This is a genomic window from Chroococcidiopsis thermalis PCC 7203 (assembly GCF_000317125.1).
GTDB lineage: Bacteria > Cyanobacteriota > Cyanobacteriia > Cyanobacteriales > Chroococcidiopsidaceae > Chroococcidiopsis > Chroococcidiopsis thermalis.
In genome coordinates this window covers 3,891,241-3,916,262 of record NC_019695.1, presented here as the reverse complement: position 1 = coordinate 3,916,262, position 25,022 = coordinate 3,891,241, and the positions used below count along the sequence as shown (strand labels likewise).

At 44.6% G+C, this 25,022-nt stretch carries 21 protein-coding genes; 11 read left to right on the top strand and 10 right to left on the bottom strand.

All coding sequences use genetic code 11. From position 1 onward, the window contains the following. Positions 1–176: 176 nt before the first annotated feature. Together CHRO_RS17175 and CHRO_RS17170 are read left to right on the top strand one after the other, a co-directional pair. The gene (locus tag CHRO_RS17175) at positions 177–1,136 is read left to right on the top strand and encodes a phosphate/phosphite/phosphonate ABC transporter substrate-binding protein (protein WP_015155507.1); all 960 of its coding nucleotides are present in this window, start codon (positions 177–179) and stop codon (positions 1,134–1,136) included. Between the two features lie 65 nt (positions 1,137–1,201). Beyond that, the gene (locus tag CHRO_RS17170) at positions 1,202–2,203 is read left to right on the top strand and encodes an alpha/beta hydrolase (protein ID WP_015155506.1); all 1,002 of its coding nucleotides are present in this window, start codon (positions 1,202–1,204) and stop codon (positions 2,201–2,203) included. 19 nt (positions 2,204–2,222) lie between these two features. Here the strand turns inward: CHRO_RS17170 and CHRO_RS17165 are convergent, their stop codons facing one another. The 3 genes from CHRO_RS17165 to CHRO_RS17155 form a co-directional block, all read right to left on the bottom strand. After that, complete coding sequence (locus CHRO_RS17165) at positions 2,223–3,845, bottom strand: hypothetical protein (protein WP_015155505.1); 1,623 nt, start codon at positions 3,843–3,845, stop codon at positions 2,223–2,225. A gap of 147 nt (positions 3,846–3,992) precedes the next feature. After that, positions 3,993–5,021 carry a CHAD domain-containing protein gene (locus CHRO_RS17160; protein ID WP_015155504.1) on the bottom strand — a complete coding sequence of 343 codons (1,029 nt, stop codon included), beginning with the start codon at positions 5,019–5,021 and terminating at the stop codon, positions 3,993–3,995. Positions 5,022–5,273: 252 nt separating this feature from the next. After that, positions 5,274–5,543, bottom strand: coding sequence for a hypothetical protein (locus CHRO_RS17155; protein WP_015155503.1), 270 nt, complete (start codon positions 5,541–5,543; stop codon positions 5,274–5,276). A 362-nt stretch (positions 5,544–5,905) separates the two neighbouring features. Between CHRO_RS17155 and CHRO_RS17150 the strand changes: the two genes are divergently transcribed. The 3 genes from CHRO_RS17150 to nadB all read left to right on the top strand — a co-directional run bounded on the left by CHRO_RS17150 (position 5,906) and on the right by nadB (position 9,120). Further along, the gene (locus CHRO_RS17150; RefSeq protein WP_015155502.1) at positions 5,906–6,688 is read left to right on the top strand and encodes a DUF3120 domain-containing protein; all 783 of its coding nucleotides are present in this window, start codon (positions 5,906–5,908) and stop codon (positions 6,686–6,688) included. 115 nt (positions 6,689–6,803) lie between these two features. Further along, complete coding sequence (psbU, locus tag CHRO_RS17145) at positions 6,804–7,244, top strand: photosystem II complex extrinsic protein PsbU (protein WP_181245407.1); 441 nt, start codon at positions 6,804–6,806, stop codon at positions 7,242–7,244. A gap of 157 nt (positions 7,245–7,401) precedes the next feature. Next, positions 7,402–9,120 carry an L-aspartate oxidase gene (nadB, locus tag CHRO_RS17140; RefSeq protein WP_041462515.1) on the top strand — a complete coding sequence of 573 codons (1,719 nt, stop codon included), beginning with the start codon at positions 7,402–7,404 and terminating at the stop codon, positions 9,118–9,120. Positions 9,121–9,132: 12 nt separating this feature from the next. Here nadB and CHRO_RS17135 read toward each other — a convergent pair whose 3' ends face one another. The 4 genes from CHRO_RS17135 to btpA form a co-directional block, all read right to left on the bottom strand. Next, on the bottom strand, positions 9,133–9,363 hold the full coding sequence (locus tag CHRO_RS17135; RefSeq protein WP_015155499.1) for a hypothetical protein: 231 nt from the start codon (positions 9,361–9,363) through the stop codon (positions 9,133–9,135). Between the two features lie 394 nt (positions 9,364–9,757). Beyond that, on the bottom strand, positions 9,758–11,899 hold the full coding sequence (locus tag CHRO_RS17130) for a CHASE2 domain-containing protein (protein WP_015155498.1): 2,142 nt from the start codon (positions 11,897–11,899) through the stop codon (positions 9,758–9,760). 94 nt (positions 11,900–11,993) lie between these two features. After that, positions 11,994–12,980, bottom strand: a complete 987-nt coding sequence (locus tag CHRO_RS17125; RefSeq protein WP_015155497.1) for a vitamin K epoxide reductase family protein — start codon at positions 12,978–12,980, stop codon at positions 11,994–11,996. Between the two features lie 329 nt (positions 12,981–13,309). Continuing rightward, complete coding sequence (gene btpA, locus CHRO_RS17120) at positions 13,310–14,146, bottom strand: photosystem I biogenesis protein BtpA (RefSeq protein ID WP_041462514.1); 837 nt, start codon at positions 14,144–14,146, stop codon at positions 13,310–13,312. Positions 14,147–14,489: 343 nt separating this feature from the next. Between btpA and rimO the strand changes: the two genes are divergently transcribed. Both rimO and CHRO_RS17110 read left to right on the top strand, forming a co-directional pair. After that, positions 14,490–15,809, top strand: coding sequence for a 30S ribosomal protein S12 methylthiotransferase RimO (gene rimO, locus CHRO_RS17115; RefSeq protein ID WP_015155495.1), 1,320 nt, complete (start codon positions 14,490–14,492; stop codon positions 15,807–15,809). A 70-nt stretch (positions 15,810–15,879) separates the two neighbouring features. Beyond that, positions 15,880–17,328 (top strand): DEAD/DEAH box helicase, encoded by a 1,449-nt coding sequence (locus tag CHRO_RS17110; protein WP_015155494.1) that lies wholly within the window; start codon positions 15,880–15,882, stop codon positions 17,326–17,328. Positions 17,329–17,440: 112 nt separating this feature from the next. On the opposite strand, the gene CHRO_RS17105 is transcribed toward CHRO_RS17110, so the two are convergent. Next, entirely contained in the window at positions 17,441–18,394 is a 954-nt protein-coding gene (locus CHRO_RS17105; RefSeq protein ID WP_015155493.1) for an aldo/keto reductase, read from the bottom strand. Positions 18,395–18,525: 131 nt separating this feature from the next. Between CHRO_RS17105 and CHRO_RS17100 the strand changes: the two genes are divergently transcribed. From CHRO_RS17100 to CHRO_RS17090, 3 genes are all read left to right on the top strand, one after another. Continuing rightward, on the top strand, positions 18,526–19,983 hold the full coding sequence (locus tag CHRO_RS17100; RefSeq protein ID WP_015155492.1) for a BCD family MFS transporter: 1,458 nt from the start codon (positions 18,526–18,528) through the stop codon (positions 19,981–19,983). A gap of 129 nt (positions 19,984–20,112) precedes the next feature. After that, complete coding sequence (locus tag CHRO_RS17095; RefSeq protein WP_015155491.1) at positions 20,113–20,919, top strand: inositol monophosphatase family protein; 807 nt, start codon at positions 20,113–20,115, stop codon at positions 20,917–20,919. A 103-nt stretch (positions 20,920–21,022) separates the two neighbouring features. Further along, on the top strand, positions 21,023–22,561 hold the full coding sequence (locus tag CHRO_RS17090) for a VanZ family protein (protein WP_015155490.1): 1,539 nt from the start codon (positions 21,023–21,025) through the stop codon (positions 22,559–22,561). A 92-nt stretch (positions 22,562–22,653) separates the two neighbouring features. Here the strand turns inward: CHRO_RS17090 and CHRO_RS17085 are convergent, their stop codons facing one another. After that, positions 22,654–23,613 (bottom strand): ChaN family lipoprotein, encoded by a 960-nt coding sequence (locus CHRO_RS17085; RefSeq protein WP_015155489.1) that lies wholly within the window; start codon positions 23,611–23,613, stop codon positions 22,654–22,656. Positions 23,614–23,756: 143 nt separating this feature from the next. Here CHRO_RS17085 and CHRO_RS17080 point away from each other — a divergent pair, with 143 nt between their 5' ends. Then, the gene (locus CHRO_RS17080) at positions 23,757–24,710 is read left to right on the top strand and encodes an MDR/zinc-dependent alcohol dehydrogenase-like family protein (RefSeq protein WP_041463231.1); all 954 of its coding nucleotides are present in this window, start codon (positions 23,757–23,759) and stop codon (positions 24,708–24,710) included. 12 nt (positions 24,711–24,722) lie between these two features. On the opposite strand, the gene CHRO_RS17075 is transcribed toward CHRO_RS17080, so the two are convergent. After that, positions 24,723–25,010, bottom strand: a complete 288-nt coding sequence (locus CHRO_RS17075) for a hypothetical protein (RefSeq protein WP_015155487.1) — start codon at positions 25,008–25,010, stop codon at positions 24,723–24,725. Positions 25,011–25,022: the final 12 nt, after the last annotated feature.

Sequence of the window (25,022 nt, the reverse complement as noted above, 5' to 3'; positions counted from 1 at the left end):
TCCACTAGTTCCACTCACTACACCCCACACCCATCTACTACTAGCCACCAGCCACCAGCCACTAGCCACTCACTCACCCCACGAGTTCAGGAACTGAGAGAGGCTAAGCTTAGTCTGTTTGTGGGGAAACTCAATTTAACAATCGACTTTGTGTATTTTATTACATTTGCTCTGAGATGCCTTACTCTCCTGGCAGAACGATAATTCTATGGTCGCTGATTGGTTTCGCGTCTACCACGGTCATTGCTGGTATCGTACTGAGTATCTGGCGCTGGGTGCAACCTTGCGCAGTCGGGGAAAAAAGGTTTTGGACAAATTGCTATCGAGACTTGCAGGCACAACCGCTGAAAATTGGAGTGAGTGCTACCTCTCCAATAGAAGATTATCAGGCTTTAGCTTCCCATTTACAGGAGCAATTAGGCGTTCGGGTCATCGTCGATCGCAATACGCCTTTTCCAGAAATTCGCGATCGCCTCGATCTCGAAGATTGGGATATTGCCTTTACTGGTTCTCCCGGCTTTTCTATTGCTGCTGAGGATAATAATTATATTGGTGTGGCTGTCATGTACCCCGATCGACCACTTTACGATCGAGCAGCGTTATTTGTGAAAGCTGATAGTAAGATTAAATCTATTGCCGATATTCAACCAAACACGACAATTGCTTTAGGTAGTTCCGCATCAGTCCCAACTTTTCTCATCCCAATTTATGTTTTATATGGCAAAACACTTAAAATTGGTAGAGGCTATCACCCTAGAGAAGCGATAAATTTAGTTAAGACTGGAAAAGTTGATATTGGTGCTGGTCTGTATACCGCTATTAAAGACGACCCAGCATTACGAGCGATCTATATTAGTCAGCCTCTTCCTGGTGTAGGAGTTTATTTATCTCCTCGGCTTTTGAATTTCGATCGAGAATTAATCAAAATAGCCATGCTCAACGCCAATCCAGAAATTAAAGCTAAAGCTAAATATATTGCGGGTCAAATTCCTGACTATAGCGAACTCAGAAAAATTATCACTAGAGCTGAAGAAGTTTCTAGCTGCCTCAAATCGACGCAAAATTACTTTAACTGGCAAGTCCCAGTCAACTTATTTTGTCAAGAGCGATCGCCAAGGAAATCAGCGATTCGCTAACGAATAGAAGAATACAAAATTTCAAATATCGGCAATATTGAAAATCGTCGTAATTTTTCTAAATCATGAAAATGTCTGAATATTCCAATAATTTATTAGCGATCGCCCGTGAAGTTCAAGCTACAGAAAGCAAACTGTCATTGATAGCAGAAACGACTGGCTCGCAATTTTTAATCCAGCCGAATAGTGAAAAAATTTGTCTTTTCTTTCATGGATTTACGGCAGTTCCAGAACAATTTGCCCTGATAGGCAAAGCATTTTATCAAGCTGGATATCACGTTCTCATTCCCTTACTACCAGGACATGGTATTGCAGGTGAATGGAATGGAGATAATCCGCCACCACTACCAGAAGATCCCCAAATTTATCAAGAATTCGGTCGTCATTGGTTAGAAATTGCTCGATCTGGAGGCAAAGAAATTATTATTGGCGGTTTGTCTGGTGGGAGTACTTTAGCTGCATGGTTAGCTTTAGAATATCCCGATCGAATAAATAAGACTTTAATATTTGCACCCTATTTAAGTGGAAGTAATAAAGTCGTCGATCTATTTGTCAGAATTTTTAATATCTATTTTGAATGGTGGCAAGACCCTCAAGTAGCTAGTTTTGGTTATGATGGTTTTGCCATGCCAGCTTTACGAGTTTTTTTAGATATGGGAACGGAGGTATTAGAAAAAGCCCAAACTCAAAAGGCTGCACCAATGTTAATTGTATCGAGTGAAAGCGATCGCGCTGTAGGAAATCGAGAACACGAAAAGTTATTTAACGCCGCAGTTCAATTACAACCTAAATCTTGGTATATCTGTTTTGATGATGTGTGGGATATTCCCCATAACATGATGACTCAAGCAGAAGGAAACGAACACGTCGATCTGTTGATTTCCCTGACTTTAGCGTATGTTAATAGCAATGCTACCTGGGCAGAAATGGTAACATTGTGCGATCGCCTGAAACAAGTCGATTTTCCAACTGCGATCGCACAACTAAACTTGCATGGGCGAATTGCATCTGCAATGGCGACGATTATGGGAATCATTGATACTTCTATCGAAAAACTGAGGGACTAGGCTACTGCACGGATTCAATTTAATAGTTTGACTTCAGCAAATTTCCAAAAACACTCAAGTATCGATCGAGCCAACCAATTGCCTTAAAATAATTTTCAAACGCTTTTGGCGGGTTAGAAATGAGCGTATCTCGATCGATTAACTGCCGAAAATCAATTTCAACTTTACCTTGGCGCAAGTTACCTCGATCGTCATAAAACTCCACGCCAGCTGTTTGCATAATTGCAATTAGCTCTTGCGCCATAATGCCATAACCAATGGTTGTGGGATGAATGCCATCAAGGGAAAATAACCCACCTTGCTTGCGTCCCGTAGCATCAGAGATCGAAAAGCGCGAGTCTGGCTTTGGATCTAATTTTTGCAACTGTGACGGTAACTGATATTCACCACCAATTTCTTTCCACCAACTCGGTCTTGCTCTAGGAGTTTCAATATAGCGCCTTTGTGCCAAGCGATCGAGTAGTCCAGCCAGATCGAACAAATACCAATCTCGACCTTCTATTCTTGCTTTGCGCACGGCATCAATAATACAGTCATTATACTGGTCGATCGCACTGTCTATCGCTCTGACTTCTGATGCAGTCAAGTTTGGATGTCGGTCTTGATTGAAACCTGCATCGCTAACCCAAGGCAATGTATAGTAAGGGAAATAGCGAGAATCTTTTCTAATTTTAGTATCTACTCCACGGGCAAACGGGGCGATCGTTACGTGAGGAACTGTAGCCCAAATAACGTGACGGGCGCGAATTTGCTTAACTTCCGCCACAACTTTGTCTAACTCAGCTTTAAAATGAATCGGTCGCCAGATTGTATAGCGATCGTTGATCTCCATATCATCGTAACCTTCATCGCTCCAAGCAATCTTGAAGGTGAGGAGACTACCGAGAGCGTTATTGCTACCAATTATCATAATTAGCGTCTCAATGCCATCAGCATCGCCATTTTCTGGCGTTCCCTCAGCACCAAGTGTGGTTGCAGCTTGCAAAGGAGTTAATGTCTCACCTGTTTGACTCCGCACTGACGAGTTTAATACCCTCAGCGCCGCTCGTTCGTTATGGTAATCGACTAATTGACGAAAAACATCTTCTCTCGGAATCTTGCGACTCATTAATTCCAAACAGCTACTTGCATTACGAGATAGGATATTCCGTAAGTCCCAACCATAAACTCCTAAATTGTGGTTAATCTCTTTTTGAGAGGGTAGTATAGTCCCTTCGCCCCTTTCCCAATAATCTTCTAACTTGTCTAAATAGTTGCGTAAAAACAATAGCGTTGGGATAAAATTCCAAACATCAATGCGATCGCCTACTTTTTGTTCTAGTTCTCGTACCAACCGTTCTAAATTTAACGGCAACCCATCGCCAGGAGTATTGTAAGTCGGATAGCGGAACTCAGTCCAACCCATTTCCCGCGCAATTAAAGCTGGAAAAGAAATTTGAGTATTAAAAATTGCGCCACTTTGAAAGCCTTGAGTTAGAGAATCACCAATTGTGACTAGACGATGCCGAGGCGTACCTTCCCTATTCACTTGTACGCCAATACCAAGAGTGGGATCTGTCTCCGGTTTGCGTGCTTCAGCCCGAATGATGACATCATCCGGTGTTTTCAAGTCACGCATATCATCTGTAACTGGTTTTGCCATGTCGTCTTTACCCAATCGTGGTAAAGATTATATCTGGCATTGGTCATTTGTTATTGGTTGTTGATTGTTGGTTGTTGGTTGTTGGTGAGAAAGTGGTGCGTGGTGCGTGAAGAAGGGGTGTGAATTTTGAATTTTGAATTTTGAATGTTAACTCTGTTGGCTGAGAATAGTATCGTGTTCTGTACTTTGCCCGTTCTTGACGTTTTCCCAGGTGGGCATCAAAATTGACATGTGCAAGCCTTTGCGACTTTCCAAGTTGAGATATCGCTGTTGTAGAGATTGCCATTGTTGCCAAGCTTGGTAATTATGCTCTGCTAACAAATTAGCGAGAGTTGGCATGTTTTTTTCAATTTTTGATTGCAAAGCATCTGCTAAAAACTCAGACAGTACGGCACTATCTTGAAATTGTCCTAAAATACTCTGAATGGCTTTGAGATCTTCAAGGTAAGTTTCGTAAGAAGCTCCATAAAAGTTGGCAAAGACTTCCATTTGATAGCGAGCGCGTTTGGTTTCTTTACGCAGACTGTGGAGAAGAGGGGCGTTATCGATGAGTTGTTGTTTTGCCTGTTCTGGTGTTTGTCCTGTTTGTACTACTACCTGTTCGTCTTGTAATTTGGTTCCTACTAACCAACTTGGGTGTAACAGTAGCCTACCAACCTCAGATAGAAGTAGATCTGGTAGAGTCGCCTGAATTGGCATCTGGGCGATTGGTTGCAGTTGGGGCTGAGATAGCCATTTTTCTAAAGCCTGCTTCAGTTCTTGATAGCGATCGCCTGTTAAAGTTTCATGTACTTTCGCAAAAACCTTCCGCCGCCGCTTATACAGATAAACCAGCGCTGTATCCAATTGTTCTTGTTCGTCAGCAGGTAAAGCGGGTTTGTATTTGTTTTCTAATGATTCTCGCAGTACGTCTAAATCTCGCAAACTACCCAGAATACGGGCAATTTTACCAATTTTTTTTTCTTGGACTGGTTTCGGTAAGTCGATGGCTGGAGCAAAACCCGCGATCGCACTACGCAAGCGCCGCATTCCTACGCGCATCTGATGCAATGCTTCTGGGTCGCTATCTGCGATTACGTCTGCTTCGTGTTTGAGAAATTTTTCAAAGTGCTTTTTAATTGCCAGCACAGCGCGATCGCCTAAAGTATTCTTGCCGCTTAGTGTAGACGATGCCATACTTTATACCCCGCTCTATCTGCCTTATAGCTCTATCTTATTTTTGAGTTTCTCATACTAACACGCAGTCGCGATCGCCTTGATTCCACCTCAGACAGAAAGAACAGCAAAAAGCCGCAAGCAATAAGTATTTTCACTTATGGCTCGCGACTTATCTAGGCTACTCGAAATCTATATTTTGAAATTTTGAATCGTTCTGAATCACTTCATGGCAATACGCCAATTGCTAAATATTGGTTGCTAACTTTTCGATTAGGCGGCTAATTCTTGCAACTGTGCGCGCTCCGTATTGTACTCTACGGCACTAAGCGGTAGTTGTTCTGCTTGTGGAGCTGGTACTTGTTCCAAAACCTTGACTTCAATATTGACGGAGACTAGATATGTACCAGGTTCCGCACCAATAGCTTCAGCAATCAATTTTGCGATCTCTGGACGCTTGGCAGTAATTGGATCGCGCAGGATACACCGATCCCAGTCATGCTTAGCAGTGGGGTTAAGGCTGAGAATATAGTGCTTGGTCATAGAGCAATTTTGAGTTTATCTTGCATCAAATCGAGCTACCATCAAGCCGTTTTTTGCTTCAGCTAACTCGACAACATCTATCATTATTATAGTACAAATGTACCAAATCAACAAAGAGACAATACAATTCAAAATCAGTCAATTCACGAGAAAACCCGCCCGTACCAGTGCAGGGGCGGGTTTTGAACCAAGATTTCTTCTTCCCAGGCATGAATCCTTTGCTAAACCCGCCCGTACAACTCCTGCTCCCTAACAACTATTCAAACAATGATTATTGAGATAGTATATATATGCCCCAGGGGGGGATTTACATTGTGATATATTGAATAAGATTAAAATAAGTAACAAATTTTAATATTCAATTGATTAATTCTACTTTGCCTACCTACACCAGTCCCACACCTACGATTCGCTCAGTCTCAACTGAAACGAGCGATACCATCGTCCAGCCATCAAATTTAGAATCGTCAAACTTAGATCTAGTACAATCCATCTCAGCTCAAAAAGCCAAGCAGCAAACATGGTGGGCATTTGGAGCGGCTGTATTTTTGGTATCTGTACCAGTTTTTATTGAAGCGCCGCTGGTGCGATCGCTACCACTACTAAGTTTGGGAATAACCCTAATTTGGGTGTGGCTGAGTTTAGTATTGATGTCTCGTCCTTCTAGCCATTTATGGGGCGATATTCTCTTGGGGTTTAGCTGGAGTTGGTTAGCTGGCTCGATTTATTGGGGATGGTTGCGCTGGGAACCACTGCTACATCTTCCAGTTGAGGCGATCGGGCTACCGTTTGCGATCGTCTGTTTGCGGCGTAATTGGGGCAAAGTCGGTAATTTTTTCTATCTAGGCTCTTTATTAGGTACAGTCGTCACCGACCTCTACTTTTACATCGCCGATCTAATTCCTTACTGGAAGCAAGTCGTACAGGTCGAACCAACATTAGTCGCACCAATTCTTCGCAGTGCCTTGGCACAAGTGTATACCCCCTGGGGGTTGAGTTGGGCAGCGGTCTTAGTGTTGGTGTTGCTAGCAGGGGGAGTCTTGTCCTTGCGCGCTCGACAGACTCACTGGTGGGCATTTAGTGGAGCAGTGTTGAGTACAATTTTAGTAGATAGCTTATTCTGGCTAGCTGCGGCACTAGCTTAAATTTTTGCAGATAGCGATCGCCTTGTCTGATACTCAGGTAGTCAATAAGCTATATATTAGTTTCTGATACTAGCTGTGTGCTGATTTCAGTTGGATGCAAAGAGGTAGAGAAACTGTGAAAAAATTGATCCGTTTATTAACAATTTTGAGTGTATTGGTAGGTTGTTTGGGATGGCTGGGCATATCCCAACCCGCGATCGCTACTAATCTTAGCGATTTTAGCCTGCGTACCGTACCAATCCTAGCTGTAGAGTCTCCGGCTCGATCGAGCAATCGAGCAGATGCGAAGCTGGCAACAGACTTTGGCAAGAAAATCGATTTAAATAACACAAACGTTGCTGCTTTTCGGAGATACCCAGGACTTTATCCCACTCTAGCTCGTAAAATCGTTCAAAACGCTCCCTACGAAAACGTAGAGGATGTGATGGAATTACCTGGACTATCCGAGCGTCAAAAACAAACTCTAGAAGCTAATATCGGTAACTTTACCGTTACTGATGTAGAAGCTGCCTACACAATGGGTGACGATCGCTATAACAACGGCATCTACAGATAAATCCTTTTTGAATTGACAATTTAGCCTCAGCCCACCCTATTTCTAGAGTGGGTTATTTTTTACTCGGTTATTGGTTATTTGTGTAGAGACGTTACATGTAACGTCTCTACAAAGATATTCAGTCAACCAACAACTATCAACTATCAACCAACAACCCTTGCTACAAAACCTCAACCATTTTGATGTCATAGTCGTAGGAGCTGGAGCCGCTGGACTCTACACGGCACTGTGTCTACCAAGCCACTTTCGCGTCGGTTTAATTGCAAAAGAAACGATAAATCTGTCTGCAAGTGATTGGGCGCAGGGTGGGATTGCTGCGGCGATCGCGGCTGATGATTCTCCTCAGTTGCATGTAGAAGATACGCTGCAAGCGGGGGCTGGGTTGTGCGATCGCGCATCTGTAGAGTTTCTGGCTCACAAAGCACCGGAATCCATTCAATCTTTGGTAGGCATGGGGGTTGCCTTTGACCGTCGCGATCGCGAATTAGCATTAACCATAGAGGCTGCTCACTCCCGTCGTCGCGTCCTCCACGCCGCCGATACTACTGGTCGCCAGGTCATTGCTACCCTGACAGCGCGGGTTCTCGAACGCCAGAACATTCAAGTTATTCCCCAAACCATAGTTTTAAGTCTGTGGCTGAACCCCCAAACTGGACACTGTGAAGGTATTAGTCTCTTTGATAGCAATCGCATTCTCTGGTTGCGCGCTCGTGCTGTCGTCCTAGCAACAGGTGGCGGAGGTCAAGTGTTTGCCCAGACAACCAACCCCAAATTGAGTACGGGTGATGGCGTGGCGATCGCTTGGCGGGCTGGAGCCATGCTGCGAGACTTAGAATTCGTCCAGTTTCACCCGACTGCTCTGACCAAACCTGGAGCAGACCGATTCTTAATCAGCGAAGCGGTACGCGGTGAAGGAGCGCATTTAATGGATGATACGGGTAAGCGCTTTGCTTTTGACTATCACCCAGCAGGAGAGCTAGCACCCAGAGACGTTGTTAGTCGTGCCATATACAGCCATTTGCAGCGTACCTCAGCCGATCCTGCTACTGCCTGCGTCTGGTTAGATTTGCGATCGATCCCAGAGGCAAAAATTCGTCAGCGGTTTCCCAATATCATTCAAGTGTGTCAGCACTGGGGCATCGATGTTTTTCAGGAGCCAATTCCAGTTGCTCCCGCCGCCCACTACTGGATGGGAGGAATTGCCGCAGATTTAACAAACCGCACTTCAATCCCTGGTTTGTATGCTGTCGGAGAAACAGCTAGTACGGGAGTTCACGGCGCGAATCGTTTAGCAAGTAATTCTTTGCTGGAGTGTGTCGTCTTTGGGGCGCAGATGGCTCTATTGAAAGATGAAGTAGAAGGGAGGAAGGATGAATACACCGGATCGGATTTTAGTCTTTACCCTTTGTCGTTTAGTTTGTCAGAGATTGATTGGCTGAGCCAGCAAACCACAATTGAAGCTATCCGTTACGAACTGCCGCGTTTGGTCTGGCAGAGTGCGGGTATCTGCCGCGAACAGCAAGGATTAGAGCGGGCGATCGCGCAGGTACAATTGTGGCAACAAGCATTTATTACTCTGCCCTTGAGTCAGTTTTTGCTTCAACTTCCGCCTGGACAACCAGCCCATATCAATGTTTCCGATCTTTCAGCCAATCTTCCGGCAAATTCTCTTGAGATAGAGCAGTCTTTGCGTCTGTGGAGCGAAACCCGCAATCTTCTTGATATTGCTTACTTAATTCTCAAAAGTGCTGCCTTTCGTACCGAAAGCCGAGGCGGACATTACCGCTTAGATTATCCTCATACCGATCCTCACTGGCAAGCTCATACTCTGATCCAGTACGAACAGTGGTGGAAATCCGAACCGACCGCAACTTAACAACCAATTTGCTTACCTCGTACCAGATCCGATTGTTCTACTAGGACTACCGATTGAGATTGGTGGTTGGTACTGACTGATTTGGGCGATCGCCGGAGGAGCATCCGAGAAACTAGTTACAAAATTGACTAAGGTATCAACACTGCCAGTAATCCAAAAAACAACCAATTGCAAGCCAAGTACGACTGTAACAATAGTATTCTTGAGGCTGTCGGACATGGCTGTTGCTGAACTACTACGCATTTAAATACCTCGTATTTTATCTGACTTCCTCAGTAGTATTACTAGTTTTTAATTTGGTTTATGTAATTTTTATACATTGATAAACAGAATGTAGAGACATCTCTTATAGTTACTACAATCACATCAGACAATTTACGGAACAGACATGATTTTATTCAGCCGCAAATTAAATTTCACTCTGTCTACAGATAGAAGAACTAGTCTCTCCAAAGAGAGAAGTAAAAATTGATGGTTCAAGTTAAGTTGTTAGAGCTAGAAAGCCCTTTCAGCTAAAGGTAACGTAGTTTTGCATCTATCTCACAGCAGAGATAAATAAAATGCTTGTTCTGTGGCAATTGAAGCTAATCCGTCTTTAGCAGGATTTACGTGTTGCGATCGTTAATACAAATTAGCTTTACAAATTAGTTTGACTAGAGATAGCAACTGCTATTTGATAGCAGTTTTTTCCTAGCTGCTTTGCTCGGTACATTGCAGTATCAGCCTGCTTAATCAGACTATCAATAGTATTGCAATGCAGGGGATAAACGCCAATTCCCACACTAGCTGTAATTGAAAGAGCCTGTTCGTTAAGCGCAAAAACCTCGGACAGAGTTGCCAAAATCTTATTTGCTACTTTTTCGGCAACGCTGACTTCTGGAATTGCAGGCAAGATAACGGTAAATTCGTCACCACCCAAACGAGAAACAATATCGCTGTGACGCAAACACCCAGATAGTCTTTGGGAAACAGCAACTAACAAGCGATCGCCCCAGTCATGTCCTAAAGTATCATTGACCTGTTTAAAGCCATCTAGATCGATATACAATAGTCCTACCAACAACTGATGGCTTTGCGCCCAAGCAATTGACTGGTTCAGATGTTCGAGGAATAGCTGTCGATTTGGTAAACCCGTCAGTGGATCGTGTAAAGCCAGATGGCGGAGTCTTTGTTCGGAAAGCTGTAGCTCGGTATTATATTGGACTAAATCCGCTGTCTGACGCTTCAGTTCCTCTTCCAACCGCTTGCGTGCCGTGATATCTCGGATGACACCCACGAGATATAGATTGCCAGCCGCATCTCGATGGAGCGATCGCTTCGTAGAAATTAAATGAGTCGTCCCGCTGGCATCGCTAAATTCTTCTTCGTGTTCCATAGTCATGTTACTACGAAAAACCAGATCGTCCTGCTGGCGAAAAACTTCTGCTTCTTGGGGAGAAAAAAAATCGACTTCCGACTTGTCAATTAATTCTGCTAACGGATAACCAATCAGGCGACAGTAAGCTTCATTCAATACGATCCAACGATACTTTTTATTCTTGACAAAAATCGGATCGGGAATCGTATCGATTAGCCCCTGCAAAAAATCTTTGGAGCGCTTGAACTCCTCTTGTAACTGAGCATTACAGGCAGTCATCAGACCGGATACAGCAAATAGCGCCAGTAAAGGTGGGATAACAGGCAGCCACCAACCTTGAAAAAAAGCAAGATAAGTAATACTAATTAAGCCTAAAGCCGCCAGCAGCACGTAAATTGTGGAATAGACGATCTGCCAACGGCAACTGAGATTTGCTGCCACCACGATCCAAGCCACTATCCACGCACTTTCCCAAAAATCCGACCAGACGTGGATTAAGGGGCGTTCTCCTAAAGCTGCGCTGACAATTTGGCTAACAAAATTAGCATGTAGTTCTACTCCGGCAATCGGTTGAGCTGCTCCCCATAGGGGACTGGCGCTATCGGGAGTATAGAAAAAATCCTTTAAGCTAGGGGCAGTAGAACCGATAATGACAATGCGATCGCGAAATGTTTCTGCTGGTACTCGCTCAGCCAGTACGTCACTCATCGACACTCGGAGAAAATTCGTGCTGGGATGACGAAAGTTAGCGAGGATTTGATATCCACCAGCATCAGCACCGACATAACCGCCATCGTGAGGCTGAAAGCGGTGAAACACGGCTTGACCCAAATGCAACGCCTGAAAATTCTTATCGATTGATAGGGACGCGATCGCTTCTGCTTGCAGGTACGTTAAAGCTAATTTCAAATCGAAGCTTTCATGTAGTTTTGTAGGTGTAGACCAGTACAGCAACCCTCGCCTCACCCTACCATCAGCATCTAAGACAACATTGTTAAAACCAACGCGATCCAGTCGATCCAAAAAGGGCGATGGGGCGACTCTAGAGCGATCGCCCAGTTGTTCTATACCGACTAAATTGTCAACGATCGTCAAAGCTTGGCGCAATTCCTGCTGACCTGGAGGTACGGGCAAGTCGCGATAGATATCTAAACCTATAGCGCGAGGCTTGGCAACACTCACTTTTTGCAACAATTCGGCAACTACCCGATCTGGTAAGGGCCACTGCCCGACTTGCTGTAAATCTGCCTCATCGATCGCCACAATTGCAATCCTAGTGTCTTGCGCTTCCCAAGGACGCAGGCGAAAAAACCGATCTAAAGCCGCCCACTCCAAAGGCTGTAGTAAACCACTGAAGCGTAGCAACAAGCAAATAGCAGCGCTAAAAATTGTAATCCAAACTCGCTGTTTACGAGATAGCAAAGGAGGGTTAAGGAGTGAGGAGTGAGGAGTGAGTGGCTAAATTCTGAGTTTTGTTCTAGTGACTAGTCACGAGTCACTAGTCACTAATAACTAACTACTGAAATGCATTCGGAAAGTTCTTGAAATTCGTCTGTCCTTTATAGCCAGAAATTTCTGCTAATTCCTTCAAAGACTTCACACCTGCATATTGTTTACCGTTAATCTCCCAAGTGGGAAAACTTTGAATCTTGGCTGCTTCGCATTCGGGTGCTAGCTTCTTGGCTTTAGGGGGAGCGCACTCAATATGGTTGATATAACTGTAGGCTTCTTTGCCAAATAGTTGCTTTTGTTCGTGACAGTGGGGACACCACCAAGCGATGTATTCTTTAGCTCCAATCTCTTTGAGATGTTTTGCCAGTGCGATTTCTGATTCTCCAGAAGTCGTTGTAATCTGCCAACCAACTCCTGGGATGGGATCTCCAGCAGGCTCTAGCTGGACTTGTTGTGCAGTAGTAGTATCATTTGGTTTTTCTACATCCGCATAAACGGCAAGCGTACCAACTAGCGTGACCATTCCTACTATCAATGCTGTAAATAATATTTGCCCTACGTCTTCCCAGGAGCGACCTAATAGTGTCAGGGTTAGCATACTAACCGAGAAGAGCGCCGAGGCAATACAGTACAAGCAAAAGGCGTTGATTTTAGCAAATAACACGTACATTAAGTAGCCGCTAAAAACGGACATGGCGATCGCCCCTGCTAATAGCAGCATCCACGTCACATTCTCCAACTGAGAGCGGAGTGCTTTATTTTGAGTTGGATTAACTGCTAGGGGAGTCAGGGCAAACACGACCATACTCGTATAAGCCAAACAACCGAATAAAGCCAAAGGTAAGCCAAATACAGTTGCCCAAGGACTTGAAAGGACATCCGCGCAGCTAGAACTCGCCTCAGCACCCGCGCTAGCGAGACATCCAGGCGTGCGTCCCATCAACTTTTCTATAGTTAAGTATGCCGTGACCAGCGCCCCCACTCCGGCGATCGCAGCGATCGCGGGGCGAGACCAGCGATGAATCCAAGGTGTAGAACGTCGGCGTATCATAAACAAATGACAAATGATAATTAATAAATGACAACTAATTATTAGCTTTGTCAATCATAACGGAACCTTTTTACGACCCTTGGGCAATATCACAACTCCGTTACATAGTAGGGAGCAGGGAGTAGGGAGCAGAGGGGCAGAGGGGCAGGTGGGCTTTGTGTGCAGGTGAGCTTCAGGTGCAACAACCAACAACCACCAATTACCCATTACCCATTACCCATTACCAAATCACCAATTCCAAATCACCAATTCCGAATTCCGCGCTTCCGAATTCTCCCCACTCACCACTTATTCCCGACTCCCGTACGGGCGGGTTTAGAAACCCGCCCCTACCGACTCCCGACTCCCTTCAAACTAGCTACTTTTGTAAAACTACGACGTGCGGCTTCGACAAACTGGCTGACGCGAATCGGATCGACTGGCTGTTCCCGTCGTCCGTGACGTTTGAGAGAACTAGAAACAATCACTCCATCTGCGGCTGGCATTAAAGTAGAAATATTTTCCCAATCCGCACCACTGCCAATAAAAACTGGCGTGCCGTTGGCTGCTGCTGTCGCCAGTTCTAGGTCTTCTAAGTTGGGCGGGTTACCCGTTGCCCAACCAGACAGAATCACTGCGTCGGCTAGTCCCCGCTCGATCGTGTCTTGTACGGCATTGGTTAAATTGGTAGAACTGAGAGGACGAGCGTGCTTTACCAATACGTCCGCAAAGATTTTGACATCGCTACCAAGTTCTCGCCGATAGCGCAAAAGGCTGTGAGCTTGTCCTTCAATAATGCCTTGATCTGTTGCCATCACGCCTGTTAGAACGTTGACGCGAATGAATTGTGCCTGCACGCAACTGGCGATCGCTAATCCACTATGAGCGTCATTTCGCAATACGTTCAGTCCGATCGGTAGAGTTACTAGCTGTTTGAGCCGCTGTACGATCAGTGTCATGGCGCTGACGACTGCTGGATCGACTCGCTCTTTAACGAAAGGTGCGTCAAAAAAATTTTCGACAATAATTCCATCTACTCCACCAGAAGCTAAAGCTGTAGCTTCCTGTTCTGCCCTGTCAATGACAGCAGCTAAACTTCCACCCCAGCGAGCCGAGGTAGGCAGGGGTAATAAATGTACGACTCCAATGATAGGGCGATCGGTTTTAAATGTCTGATTCAGATCCACGTCTTTACAATACTTCGGACGCACTTATTTAGAAGTAGGCTAAGACAAATCATAACTTCTTTCAGTTATCAGTTATCAGTGGTTAGTGACTAGTAGCTAGTGATTTGAAGAATCTAGTCACTAGTCACTAGTCACTAGTTACCGCATAATTTTTGTAAAATATTGTAAATTTTCATTCATTACGCTACTATATAGATTGCATAGGTTGAGCGATTGCATTGACCGCATCCGGTGAGCAGAGAGCCATAGGGGTGTAGCATCAAACGGGTAAGCCGTTTTGGAAGCGATCGCTACAATAGAACGACTGAAAAACCCTGTCTCTACTTACACTTAAATTGATTTCATGGGCAAAAAGCCAACAATTGCATTTTCTCATCTAGGCTGCGAGAAAAATCGAATAGATACGGAACACACGATCGGACTCCTCGTTCAAGCTGGATACGAAGTCGATAACGACGAAGAACTAGCTGATTATGTTGTCGTCAATACTTGTAGCTTTATTCAAGCAGCGCGTCAAGAATCGGTTCGTACTATAGTCGAGCTAGCAGAAGCAAATAAAAAAATTGTCATTATGGGCTGCATGGCGCAGCACTTTCAGGAACAACTGCTAGAAGAGATCCCAGAAGCGGTAGCCGCGATCGGTACGGGAGACTATCACCAAATTGTAAACGTAATTGAGCGGGTAGAAAAGGGAGAAAAAGTAAAGCTTGTCTCGCCCGAACCAACATATATCGCTGACGAAACTACACCTCGCTATCGCACGACGACGGAAGGAGTTGCATACCTGCGGGTGGCAGAAGGATGCGATTACCGTTGCGCTTTTTGCATTATTCCTCACTTAAGGGGAAATCAAAGATCGCGCTCGATCGAATCGATTGTGGCAGAAGCAAAGCAACTCGCCGCTCAAGGGGTACAGGAAATTATCTTGATTTCCCAAATTACCACTAATTATGGTGTAGACTTGTACGGCGAACCAAAATTAGCGGAACTGTTAGTTGCTTTAGGTAAAGTCGATGTTCCTTGGATTCGGATGCATTATGCTTATCCAACAGGGTTGACACCGAAAGTCATCGAGGCAATTCGAGCCACGCCAAATGTCTTACCGTATTTAGACCTACCCTTACAACACTCCCATCCTGAAATTCTCCGTGCGATGAACCGCCCTTGGCAAGGTCGGGTCAATGACAGTATTATCGAACGGATTAAAACGGCAATCCCAGAGGCAGTTGTACGGACAACATTTATAGTAGGATTTCCTGGCGAGACAGACGCGCACTTCGAGCATCTGATGCAGTTTGTCGAACGCCACGAATTTGACCATGTGGGTGTGTTTACATTTTCTCCAGAAGAGGAAACTCCAGCTTACAGCCTGCCGAATCAAATTCCTCAAGAAATTATGGATGCAAGACGAGATGCTTTAATGGCACTCCAGCAACCGATTTCTTGGCAGAGAAATCAGGCGCAAGAAGGCAAAGTTGTGGATGTTTTAATCGAGCAAGAAAATCCTGAAACTGGAGAATATATCGGACGTTCAGCTCGGTTTTCACCAGAAGTAGATGGTTTAGTCTACGTCAAAGGTGTAGCTAGGTTAGGTTCAATCGTGCCAGTCAAAATTACCGAGGCTGAGCCATACGATCTCAAGGGTGAGGTTGTGAGTAGCTAATAGCGCATAGCTATCGATCGATAACAATCGATAACAAAAGTAGAAAAAACAGAGTAGTTTAGGAGCTTAAATGAATTTATCCTTTGAAAGCTTAGGTCTTTCAGAAAGCCGTATTCAACAATTAGAAAAAATTGGATTCACTACACCAACCAATATACAAGTACAGGCAATCCCCCAATTATTAGCAGGGCGCGATGTCGTTGGTAAATCTCAAACAGGTACGGGTAAAACAGCCGCATTTTCTTTGCCGATTCTAGAGCAAATCGACCATCAAAGTAAGGCAGTACAAGCGCTGATTCTCACTCCTACGAGGGAATTAGCCGTTCAAGTCTGCCAAGCAATGAAAAGCTTTGTAGATCGAAATGAAAGCCGCATTCTAGCTATCTACGGCGGGCAATCAATTGAACGCCAAATTCAGCAGCTCAATCGCGGCGTACAAATTGTGGTTGGTACGCCAGGGCGAGTGATTGACTTGCTCGATCGCGGCAATCTTAAGCTAGATAAAGTGAAATTTGTCGTACTTGACGAAGCCGATGAAATGCTGAGCATGGGTTTCATTGATGATGTGGAAAAAATTCTTGCTTCCGCACCAAAAGAGCGACAAACAGCTTTGTTTTCGGCAACAATGCCAAGTGCAATTCAGATGTTAGTCGGGAAGTTTTTACACTCGCCCGTCACAGTTACGGTAGACCAGCCAAAAGCTGCTCCTACTAAAATTAGTCAAGTCGCTTACCTCGTACCGCGTCATTGGACAAAAGCAAGAGCATTGCAGCCAATTTTAGAATTGGAAGACCCAGAATCTGCAATCATATTTGTCAAAACTCGCAAAACAGCAGCAGATCTCACCAGTCAACTGCAAGCATCGGGTTATAGCGCCGACGAATATCACGGCGATTTAACCCAACAAGCACGGGAGCGCCTGCTATCGCGGTTCCGCAACAAGCAAGTACGGTGGGTGATTGCAACAGACATCGCCGCACGCGGTTTAGACGTAGATCATTTAACTCACGTTATTAACTACGATTTACCTGACAGCGTAGAAACTTACGTTCATCGGATCGGACGCACGGGTAGAGCCGGAAAAGAAGGCACGGCAATTTCCCTCATCCAACCGTTCGATCGCCGCAAACAGCAGCAGATCGAACGTCACGTTCGCCAAAGCTTGAAAGTTAGCTACGTCCCCACCAAAGCGCAAATCGAAGCGCGGCAAATTGAAAAACTGCAAGAACAACTGCGGGAAGTTCTCTCTGGGGAAAGATTAGCCTCCTTCTTGCCAATCGTGCGCGAACTGAGTGAAGAATACGACGCACACGCGATCGCCGCAGCCGCTTTACAAATGGCTTATGACAAAACCCGTCCAGCGTGGCTCGACTCCGCTGAAGACGACATAGCAGACGAAAAGCGCTCCACTCCCAAGCCTCGTTTAGCCAAACGCGATCGCAACGGAGAAAAAGAGTTTTCCAGCTCAGACAAGCGCTCAGTTGCTAAACCCAAACTGCGCACGGCACGAGAAAACTAGAGCATAGGGTTTTTAAAGATAAGAGAGACAAGGAGGACAAGGGAGACAAGGAGGACAAGGGAGAAATTCAATTCCATTATCCAAAATTTCCCAACCCCCGACTCCCGACTCCCTAATAAAGCCACGGACGAGTTACTTGCTCTAACTGAGTTATTTCTTCGTCCGTCATCTGCCAGCCGAGAGCGCCAGCATTTTGCTGGACTTGGTTGGCATTTTTTGCACCCGCGATCGCAACTAGGTTACCTTGAGCAATTAACCAATTAAGGGCAACTTGAGCGGGGGTGCGTCCGTGGCGATCGCCAATTTTTTTCAAGATCGAAATCACTGGTTCGATTTTTTGCAAACCTTCTTTGCTAAAACGAGGATCGATCCGGCGTGCGCCTGTAGGCTTCTCGGCACTACTAGCCGTGTATTTTCCAGTTAACAAGCCTTGTGCTAGAGGGCTGTAAGCCAAGATTGTTACACCTAGCTGTCGTGCCGTGTCGAGAATGCCGTTTGTTTCAATTTGCCGCGTTAAAAGCGAGTAGCGGACTTGATTGCTAGCCAGCTTGACTCCACGGGCTGCCAAAATTTTGTATGCTTGCTGCATTTGTTCTGCGGAATAGTTGCTGACTCCTACTGCCTCGATTCTGCCCCGTTGCACTTCATCGGCAAGGGCATTCATCAGCGTTTCTTGACTCATGAAAAAGCTGAAAGGCCAGTGGACTTGGTAGAGGCTGACTCGCTCCAAATCCAGACGCTTGAGGCTTTCCGTCAGCGCATCAGAGACGGATTGAGCTGTAAACCGCCAAGGCGCGGGACCGAATTTCGTCGCAATCTGAATGGGGCGATCGCTTTGTTGGATGAATTGCCCCAAATACTTTTCCGATAATCCAAATCCGTAGACTTCTGCCGTATCAAAAAATGTCGTACCCGCATCTAGTGCGGCTTGGAAGGCTACCTGTAGCTGCTTGGCATCCTCCTCATCGCTGCCATAGTTCCAAAATAGTTTGTCGCCCCACGCCCACGTTCCAATGCATAAAGGACAAACAGCAGCGCCATCCTGACCTAATTTGATAGTTTCCAATTTTATCGTACCTATTTACACTTCTTTACACACTCTTAGTGTAGCGTTGCCGTCGCGATCGCAGTTCTGGCTAAGGTTTATCCTAAAGAAAGCAGAAAATGTATCGATAAATAGTTGTTTTTATAAAAAATATGGCGAAAAGTAGCTCGTCCGAACGAGAACAGTTACCTCCTAAAATTAATATCCTGACTATGTTCCGGTTAGGCTTATTTCAAATGGGACTGGGGATGATGTCCGTTCTCACCCTGGGAGTCCTCAATCGGATTGCGATTAAAGAATTGGCAATTCCGGCTACCCTAGCAGCAGGAACGATCGCCATGCATCAGTTTGTGGCTCCCTCGCGCCTGTGGTTCGGGCAAATGTCTGATGCCAAAAAGATGTGGAGCAATCACCGCACGGGTTACATTTGGATTGGTGCGGCATTATTTGCGATCGCTGCCTTTCTTGCAGTCCAAGTTATGTGGCAACTTGGCAGCAGTATATACAACCAAGGCTGGAGTTTCGTTACCTATGGTTGGATAGCGTTATTAGCGGGAATCTTTGCTTTGTACGGGTTGGCACTTAGTTCTAGTTCTACCCCATTTGCTGCTTTGCTCGTCGATGTTTCCGATGAAGACAACCGCTCTAAACTCGTAGGTGTTGTGTGGTCGATGCTCATGGTAGGAATTGTGATTGGGGCAATTATCAGCTCCAAACTTCTGCCCGCTGCCTCCACTTGTCAAGAGTCAGCTGTAGGAACAGTATCGCTTTACAGTCAACCCGCTCAACTTGCTATCCTACAAAGCTCGATTAACCGCTTATTTTTCATTTTGCCGGGAGTTGTCACTGGGTTAGCTCTACTATCAACGTTTGGTGTAGAAAAAAAGTATTCTCGCTACACATCGCGATCGATAGTCGCAGATAGAGAAGACCAAATTACCATATCTAGGGCGCTGAAAGTCCTAACCGCCAGCCGTCAAACGGGTTTATTCTTCACCTTTCTCCTCGCCATGACACTCAGCTTATTTATGCAAGAAGCAGTGATGGAACCTTATGGCGGGGAAGTCTTCGGAATGTGCGTTGCGGAAACTACGAGGCTGAATGCTTTTTGGGGTACGGGTACGTTACTAGGAATTGGTAGCACGGGCTTTTTAATCGTGCCACGGATTGGCAAGCAAAAAACGACTCAAATCGGTTGTATCCTAGTTGCTCTGAGTGTAGGACTCGTCATTGCATCGGGTTTTACTGCTAATCGCCAAGTTTTGCAGGGAGCATTAGTCCTATTTGGCTTGGCTTCTGGCGTGACCACCACGGGTGCATTGAGTTTAATGCTAGACTTTACGGCAGCAGAAACAGCAGGGACATTTATTGGCGCGTGGGGGCTGGCGCAGGCATTAGCGCGGGCAACGGCAACAGTTAGTGGAGGGGCAATATTAGACGTAGGCAAACAGCTATTTTCAGCCCCAGTGCTAGCTTACGGTTTGGTATTTACCATTCAAGCGTTGTTAATGGTGTTAGCAATTTGGTTACTCAGTCGCGTAGATATAGTCGAATTTCGCAGCAACGCCAAAAAAGCGATCGCTTCAGTATTTGAAAACGAATTGGATTGATAAATGGTTAATGGGTAATGGGTAATTGGTAATTGGTAATTGGTAGTTGCTTTCTTGTCCCCCTTTGCCCCCTTGTCCTCCTTGTCCCCACACCCTACACCCTACACCCCACACCCCACACCCTCATTCATGACTGATTTCTGGACGACGATTCTCGATTTTGCCGCTACCACCTCCCAGAGGGTAGGGGCGCAACTGATGCAGGATTTCGGGCAGGTACAAGCCTCTCAGAAAGCTGATGGTAGCCTCGTTACCCAAGCAGATAAATGGGCAGATCGAGAAATTCAAGATGCGATCGCCTCCAACTTCAACGGCTATGGTATTTTGAGCGAAGAAGGAGAGACAATTTTTCCTGATGCTGAATGGTGCTGGGTTATCGATCCGCTTGACGGAACGACAAACTTTACGCGGGGACTTCCCATCTGGGGTATTTCTTTAGGACTGCTGTACCGAGGTACGCCTGTTTTTGGCTACGTCCACTTACCACCGCTAGGACAAAGTTTTCACGGCTTTTGGGCAGGAGATTCGGGGCTAGCAACACCTACAGGGGCATTTCTCAACCATCATCCGATCCATGCTAGTACCGATGTGGTTAGCAAAAATCACTTTTTCAATCTCTGTTCCCGCAGCACTGCTGTCATGCAATCTGGCTTTCCCTGCAAAATTAGGATGCTGGGGGTTGCCAGTTACAACTTTCTCACCGTTGCTGCGGGTGCTGTACTGGGTGGGGTAGAAGCGACACCGAAAATTTGGGATTTAGCAGGGGCTTGGGTAATTTTACATGCAGCTGGAGGAACTTGGGTAGAGCTGCGATCGCCATCTATTTTTCCTTTATTACCTGGGAACGATTACAGCAATATCTCTTTCCCCTCTCTTGTCGTCAGTCGTCGCGAACTGATTTCAGTATTTCAACCCTTCTTAGAATCTTTAAAATAGCAGCACTAATTAACTACAGACAACTTGAAATCTTTAAAAAAACACTCCGTCAAACTACGGATGAAGCGCTAAGATGTACCAGAAGCCGTACATTACTTAACATATGCACGTTCATCCGTCTGCCAGCAACTCAACTATACGTAGTCTGCGCCAATTCTTAGTTAAAAGTGCGCCCTACATTGTTATTGCTAGCATTCTTCTTGTAGTTATTGCCACTCTTTTCCCTTTCAATTTCTCTAGGGATGAAGGTGGCTCTCTGAGATATTTTTTTAGCAATTTCAAACATTCTAGTCATTTGGGCGATAAGATTAAGAATATATTTTTATTTATTCCATTTGGCTTTAGTCTAACCTGTTTTTTGCAGGTAAGAAAGTTCAGTTTATTATTAAAACTAGTTTCAGTTATATTTCTTAGTTTTATTCTATCTTTCGTTGTAGAAACGCTCCAAATTTTCTTGCCTTCTAGAGAAACCTCACCTGCCGATCTCTTCACTAATAGCTTAGGTGGATTTATCGGGTTTTTATGTTTTTATATCTGGAAATTTAAATTTGTTAGTTATATTTTAACTTTAATTGAAAAGAACAAAAATCGGTTTAGTTTTCCTATAGTAGCAATTGCTTTTTTAGGTTATTTAGCTACATCTATCCTGTTTACAGTTCCGTTACAATCCGCAAATAACTTAAGTACTTGGGATTTAAATTATCCTCTCATATTAGGCAACGAACGTACAGGCGAACGTCCTTGGGAAGGATTTATTTCAGAAGTCGCTTTTGCAGATAAAGCATTCTCTTCAGCAGAAATAGAGCGCGTGTTTGCCAGCCAAAACTGGTGGAATAATGTAGATACACCTTTGATAGGAAACTATCAGTTAGACAGACAAAATTACAGCGATCGCGCGGGAAACTTGCCCGATTTGAGCTGGCGAGGGCAACTACCAGAAATAACAGACGATCGAGGAGTCTTTCTAAGCGATCGCCATTGGCTGCAAACAGATACTCCTGTGAATCGACTCAATCAAAGATTACAAGAAACCTCTAAGTTTACAATAATAACAACAATTGCAACTGCTAAGTTTCAACAAAAAGGACCAGCTCGAATTATTTCTATTTCAGATAGTAATGGTAGGCGCAATTTTACTTTAGGACAACAAGGCAATAATTTAAACCTGCGACTGCGAACACCGATCAACGGTGTTAATGCTCAGTATTTAGACACAAACGTGCATAACCTTTTTACAGATAAACAGTTTCACAAGCTAGTTATAACATATGCTAATTCAGGGTTGCATGTCTATGTAGATAACTTACAAAACCGATACAATATTAACCTTCTAGAAGTATTACCAAAAGAAGATCGAATTCTTTACTATGGCTTGATATTCATTCCTTTAGGAGCGCTATTAGCAATTGTTATTACACTAGCAAAACAACAATTCATCCGTTATACATTGTTTTATGCTGGTATTTTATTGCCAACTCTGATTGTAGAAACAATCTTAGCAATGAGTAGTGGTAGAAGCTTTGAAATAGCAAATATTTTACTTGGTATGCTGATGACAGCCTCTACAACCTTAATTTTGAAGTTGCAAATTCCTTTTTGGTTGAGAAATAAAGTCTTAAATTTTGCTAATCATAAAACCTAAATTAGCACCGTATAATTCAGTTTGATTCAGATAAGACGATCCCCTCAACCCCCCTTAAAAAGGGAGGCTAGCCGAGATAGTACAATTTAATCTTACTGCCAAATATAATCTGCTATCGGCTGGTTAGAATTAGTAGCAGGATCTTGAGGAAGACTTAACAACACAGAAACCTGTGAGAATTGCGGAGGCATTCTTCTAGCTACGCGGCTAAGAATACCATAACCATAAATAATATGTCCTTGCCCAGCAATCACGGCAACTTGATGCTTAGGATTAGCTTTGACAAACTTAGCAACTTCTGCTGCCATAGTCTCATCCCATAAAACCTGAGCTAAAAAAAAGCGATCGAACCCGCTACTATTACCTCGATTGGAATGTTGATGCTGTGCAAAAGTTTTAGCTAACATCTGACGGTAAGCAGCATTATCAGTCCGAATTTCTGAAGCAGGAGGAATAATTTTTCGCTGTTGAGGTGTGAGACTATCTAAACCTGCTTTTGCAACTTGACGAGTAATTTCAGAAGGCGTGTTCACAGCTAAAACTGACAATTGTTTCTCTTTCGCAAATCTGAGTATAGGCGCATAAGACTCCCAAGAATATCCCCATCTTTGCTCGTATTCAGTTTGTTCTAGCAAGTCTTTTTCAGTCAACTTACCAGCTAAATAGCTATCGATCGCATCTTGATATGGTATTTGAAACATCTCCATCGCGATCGCAACTTGAGGATTTCTTTTTTGTAACTCTTGAATTATTTTTAACTGAATTTTGCGATCTCGGTCGCGATCGTGAGTTTCTCCCAAATACAGCACACGTGCTTTTGCTAATTCTTGTAAAGCCCTTGACTGAGTAATCGTAACGTCCTCTATACTACAACTTTGATTCTGAATAGAGACATTTACCTTAGAGAAGTCTGGTACAATAATTTGTGGACGACAATTGTTGACTGTTTTTTGAGCATTTACAGACCAATTGCAAATCAAAAAAATACTTAACACGCAAATTAATAAATAAATCGAACTTCGCCATTTCCACTTTTTGATTAACTGCTGCATCTTCTTCTTTGAGCTATTTATAAAACATGCAAACAACCTTTTGCGGTCTTTCTTAGCGTCTTCGCGTCTACTCTACGAGAAGCCGCTGCGCGTCTATGCGTGACATTAAAATAAATCTCAGCTTTTATCAACCAGCTATCAAAATGAAAGGACTCTGGCTCGAAAACAACCAATTACAACTGCGTACAGATATCCCCACTCCCGAACCTTCCCCAGGAGAAGCCTTAGTGCGCGTCCTACGAGCGGGTATTTGTAACACCGACTTAGAACTGATCCGGGGTTACTATCCTTACACGGGTATTCTAGGTCATGAATTTGTTGGCGTAGTCGAACAAGGACCCACTCATCTAGTTAACCAAAGGGTAGTAGGAGAAATCAATGCTACCTGCGGTCAATGTCGGTTCTGTCGCAACGGACAGCCAACCCACTGCGAAAACCGCACCGTATTGGGAATCGTCAACCGTGATGGAGCCTTTGCCGACTATCTCACCTTACCAACCACAAACCTACATCCCGTACCAGACAACGTTTCTACGGAAGCTGCTACATTTACCGAACCTATCGCCGCAGCATTAGAAATTCAGCAGCAGGTGCAAATTCAGGCAGCAGATCGCGTGTTAGTAGTGGGAGATGGTAAGTTAGGGCAGCTAGTCGCCCAAACCTTAGCTTTAACTGGTTGCGATTTATTAGCTGTAGGCAGACATCAGGAAAAACTGGCTAACTTAGAAGCAAGAGGGATTAAAACAGGCTTAGCTGAAACCGTAACCGACAGATCTTTCGATCTTTCCGTCGAGTGTACGGGCAATCCAGCAGGATTTGCGATCGCCCGTCGTGCGTTGCGTCCTCGCGGTACGCTAGTACTCAAAAGCACCTATGCAGGTAACTTGAGTTTTGACGCTTCCGCTTTGGTTGTAGACGAAATTACCCTCATCGGTTCCCGTTGCGGACCTTTCCCCGCTGCCCTAAATTTACTCGCCACTCAAAAAGTAGACGTTCAACCGCTAATTCACGCTCGTTATCCGTTGAGTCAAGGACTAGCCGCCTTTGAACGCGCTCAAACACGCGGTGTGATGAAGGTCTTGTTAGAAATGGATTGAGATTGAGCTAATTTAGTACAGCAAGGGATTGGTTTTCGCTTGGTAATCCATGCAAGTAATTGCTGCCTCGGTATTAGCAATCGTAGGTTGTACTGTACATTTCAGTCGATAATCTCCTGTAAAAAATTGACAATTCGTACAGGGAATTTGGTGCAATTTTTGACTGGTAGCTACACTGTCTCGCACGGCGCTATAGAGACTCCAAACGATGAGAGCTACAATTGCCCAAGCACTAACAAAGCAAACCGGAACTAAAATTGGTTGGATAGCCTGAATGACAAAATAGATGAATTGCAACACAAAAACTCCAAA